The organism is Methylobacterium tarhaniae, assembly GCF_001043955.1.
Lineage (GTDB): Bacteria > Pseudomonadota > Alphaproteobacteria > Rhizobiales > Beijerinckiaceae > Methylobacterium > Methylobacterium tarhaniae.
The window spans coordinates 1-3,663 of the sequence record NZ_LABZ01000294.1 but is presented as its reverse complement, the minus strand read 5'-3'; the positions used below and the strand labels follow the sequence as shown (position 1 = coordinate 3,663).

At 73.3% G+C, this 3,663-nt stretch carries 4 protein-coding genes; 1 reads left to right on the top strand and 3 read right to left on the bottom strand.

Features of this window, described 5'->3' with window-relative positions; all coding sequences use genetic code 11:
- Positions 1 to 136: 136 nt before the first annotated feature.
- Positions 137 to 1,222: an alpha/beta hydrolase gene (locus tag VQ03_RS28965; RefSeq protein WP_083468294.1), complete on the bottom strand. Its 1,086-nt coding sequence runs from the start codon at positions 1,220 to 1,222 to the stop codon at positions 137 to 139.
- Between the two features lie 156 nt (positions 1,223 to 1,378).
- A complete protein-coding gene (locus VQ03_RS28955; RefSeq protein WP_048454388.1) occupies positions 1,379 to 2,686 on the bottom strand; it encodes an RsmB/NOP family class I SAM-dependent RNA methyltransferase in 1,308 nt (435 codons plus the stop codon).
- A gap of 111 nt (positions 2,687 to 2,797) precedes the next feature.
- Between VQ03_RS28955 and VQ03_RS28950 the strand changes: the two genes are divergently transcribed.
- Complete coding sequence (locus VQ03_RS28950) at positions 2,798 to 2,986, top strand: hypothetical protein (protein WP_048454387.1); 189 nt, start codon at positions 2,798 to 2,800, stop codon at positions 2,984 to 2,986.
- A 45-nt stretch (positions 2,987 to 3,031) separates the two neighbouring features.
- Here the strand turns inward: VQ03_RS28950 and VQ03_RS28945 are convergent, their stop codons facing one another.
- Positions 3,032 to 3,451 (bottom strand): MAPEG family protein, encoded by a 420-nt coding sequence (locus tag VQ03_RS28945; RefSeq protein WP_048454386.1) that lies wholly within the window; start codon positions 3,449 to 3,451, stop codon positions 3,032 to 3,034.
- Between the last annotated feature and the right edge of the window lie 212 nt (positions 3,452 to 3,663).

Here is a 3,663-nt window from a genome sequence, read left to right as displayed (position 1 = left end):
AGAGGTTGGGGTCGGGGGGCAGCTCGGTCACGGCCGGGATGATGGGACGCGGGCGAAGATCCTGTCAATCCAGGTTGGAAGAGACGGTATGGGACTTGAGATCCTCATCGATCGCAGGGTTCGAAGACCCGGTTTCTTACGCCCGGATGAACCCCCTGCGCCGTGCCCAGGTCGCGAACAGGCCCGGCCACGCCGCGGCCGGCGATCCCGGCACGCCGAGGTTGAAGCCGTGGCCGCCGCGCTCGAACAGGTGCATCTCCACCGGCACCTCGACGGCCCGCAGCGCCGCGAACATCAGGAGGGAATTGTCGACGACCGCGATCGGGTCGTCGGCGGCCTGGGCCAGGAAGGTCGGCGGGGTCTCGGGCGGTACGCGGGTCTCGACCGAGTAGGCCTCGGTGGCGACGCGGGTCGGGCTCTCGCCGACGAGGACGCGGCGGCTCGATGTGCGGTCGAACGGGGGTTTCAGGGTGATGACGGGATAGATCAACGCCGAGACGTCGGGCCGGGCCGAGACCGCGTCGTCCTCGTCGACGGGCCGGTAGAGCGGCGAGGCGAAGCGGGTGCTGGCCGCGCCCATCAGGTGGCCGCCGGCGGAGAACCCCATCACGCCGACGCGGTTCGGCTCGTAGCCGTAGCGCCGGGCCCGGGCCCGCACCAGCCGCACGGCTCTCAAGGCATCCTGGATCGGCGCGTCGGCCCCCGCCGCCCAGCCCTCGCCGGGCAGGCGGTAGACCAGCGCGAAGGCGGTGACGCCCATGCCGTTGAGCCAGCGCCCGACCGGCACCGCCTCGTGGCCGAGGTCGATGCGGCGATAGCCGCCGCCGCCGGCGATCACCATCGCGCTCCCGGTCGAACGGGCTGGGCGCATCACCAGCAGGCAGGGCTCGGCCACCCCGGTGACCACGCCCTCGCGGCTCTCGTCGAAGCGCGGCCCTTCCGGGTCGGGGCCCCCTCCGCCCGGCGGCCTGCCGGGCCAGAGCCGCATCACCTCAAGGGCGGCACCGGGGGCGGTCGAGGGTGGCGCATCGTGCCCCAAGGGCTTTTGATCGAGGGGCTTTTGATCGAGGGGCTTTTGATCGAGGGGCTTTTCTTGATCCGGGGACCTCTCTCGACCCGGCGGCTTGTCCTGGTCGGACGGCTTCTCCTGCTGCGCCACGGCATCGGGCGCGAGGGCGATGGCGGCCGCTCCGGTGAGCAACGTCCTACGATGCAGCGCCATGCCGACCGTCCGATATTCTCCAGGCCCCCGACGATGCCGCAGGATCCGGCGAACGCGGGCCCGCCCTCAACCTTGGCCTTCCTTGAATAAGCCAAGCTGGCGCCAATGCACGGCAGAAAAATACCGGGCCGGCAGGGCGATGCGCCGCGCCACGGGTCAGGGATGAGCGGGCCCGCGCTCCAGGAGCGCGACGTAGAAGCCGTCGGTGCCGGTCCGCTCCGGGCTCATCTGGATGCCGTGGGCGGTGCGGCGCACCTTGGCGGCGACCTCCTCCGGCAGGTCGAGGGGCCGGGGCCCGAGGTCGTCGCGACGGCCCGCGAGCCCCGCCACGGCCGCGTCGTTCTCCTCCGGCAGGAGCGAGCAGGTGACGTAGACGAGGCGCCCGCCCGGCCGCACCAGCCGCGCGGCGCGATCGAGCACCGCTTCCTGCTCGGCGACGCGGGTGGCGAGGCTGCCGGGGCGCAGGCGCCACTTGGCATCCGGGTTGCGCCGCCAGGTCCCCGAGCCGGTGCAGGGCGCATCGACCAGGACGAGGTCGGCCGTGCCGTCGAGGTCGGTCAGCACGTCGGGCCGGCCCGGGTCCGGTCGTCCCTTGCCGCCGCGGGGCGTGCGCAACTCGGCCACGGCGCCCGCCCGGCGCAGGCGCTCGTGGATCGGTGCGAGGCGCCGCGGGTCGCCGTCGGTGGCCACCAGCCGGCCTTCATTCTTCATCAGGGCGGCGAGGGCCAGGGTCTTGCCGCCGCCCCCGGCGCACAGGTCGATCACGGTCATGCCGGGCTTCGCCCCGGCGAGGCGGGCGGCGAGCTGCGATCCTTCGTCCTGGATCTCGAACCAGCCCTCCAGGAATTCCGGCTCGACATGGAGCGCCGGGCCGCGGCCATCCTCGCCGAGCGGCACCCGCAGGCCGTCCGGCGCCAGCGGCGTCGGCTCGGGGGAGAGATGGGCGAGCGCCTCCCGCGTGCCCTCGCGGGTCGCCTTCAGGGTGTTGACCCGGATGTCGAGCGGGGCCCGCCGGGCGAGGGCCCGCAGCTCGGACAGGAGGTCGTCGCCCAAGGCGGTCGCGAGGGAGGGCACCACCCATTCCGGCACGTCGCCGGCGACGTGGATGGGAGCGTCGGCGAGGGTTCCGGTCTCGAGCCGGGTCCGCTCGGCCTCGGTGAGGGGGGCGGGCGCGAAGCGCTCGCCGGTGCAGAGTTCCGCGATGGTCCGGGCGGCGAGGCCGCGCTGGAGCCGCAACGAGCCGAGCAGCACGGCGCGCGGCGTCTCCTCGCCCATGATCCAGGCGGCGGAGGCGCGACGGCGCAAGCCGTCATAGACCAGGGTCGCGATGGTGGCGCGGTCGCCGGAGCCGGCGAAGCGGTGGGCCAGGCCCCAATCCTTCAGGGCGTCGGCCACCGGGCGGCGGCGCTCGGCGATGTCGGCCAGGACCTCGATGGCGGCGGAGAGGCGGGCGCCGGGGGTCATCGCGAAACCGCCACGCTTGCGCCGCGGGACCGGCCCATCCCGGCCAAGCTTTCGGCGCCGGCCGTCCCGACACCTTGACCGTTCAACCCGCAGAGCCGGAGTTCCGCTCGCATGATCCGTCGTCCCATCCCGTCCGCCCTCGCCGTGAGCCTCGCCGGCCTGATCGCGCTCGCGGCCGGCGCCTGCGCCACCGCTCCGGCGGCACCCGCCGTCGACCTCACCCCGCCGCCGCCCCGGCCCTACGACGCCAAGACGCAGCTCGAATACGGCAACCCGCCGCCGCGGGCCCCGCGCTACTGAAGCGGCTCCCTTACCCTCCCCGCGCCGGGATGGCGAGAAGCCGGCTCACGCGAGGAGGATCCGCGCGGCGAAGATCAGCCACATCGCCATCAGGACGATCGCCCCGGCGAGGAAGGCCTGGAAGCGCCGGATCACCACGTTGCTCGTGGCGTAGATGCCCGCATGGACGATGCGGGTCAGCACGAACAGCCAGGCGAGGCCGACGAACAGGATGTCGGCCTTGGCCGTCGCCAGCGCGAGCCCGGTCAGGACGTAGAACAGCAGCGGCAGCTCGAACTGGTTGGCGAAGGCGTTCGAGACCTGCTGCACCGGGGCGGGCCAGCTGCGCTCGCCGAGCGAGATGTCCTTCAGCCTCACCGCTCCTTCCCGCGCCGCGGCGAAGCGCGCCCGCCCGGTCCAGAGCAGCAGGAGAAAGGTGAGGAAGACCTGGACGAAGACGGGGGCGAGGACGGCTTTCGGGCTCATCGTGTCCTGTGGGGGTTGCCGAAGGGGGACTTGAACTCGCTCAGGATCGAGCCCCGCCATCGTCGTTCCGGATTCCGGCTCTCGCGCGCGGCGAGCCCCGGCATGACCCTGCGAGGCCGGGCTGTGCCTGAATCGGATCCTCGCCGCGACATCGACCGGATCGGGCGGGAGGGCCGTCGCGCCAGCCTTCCGCCCGCCGCCCCAAATCCCCC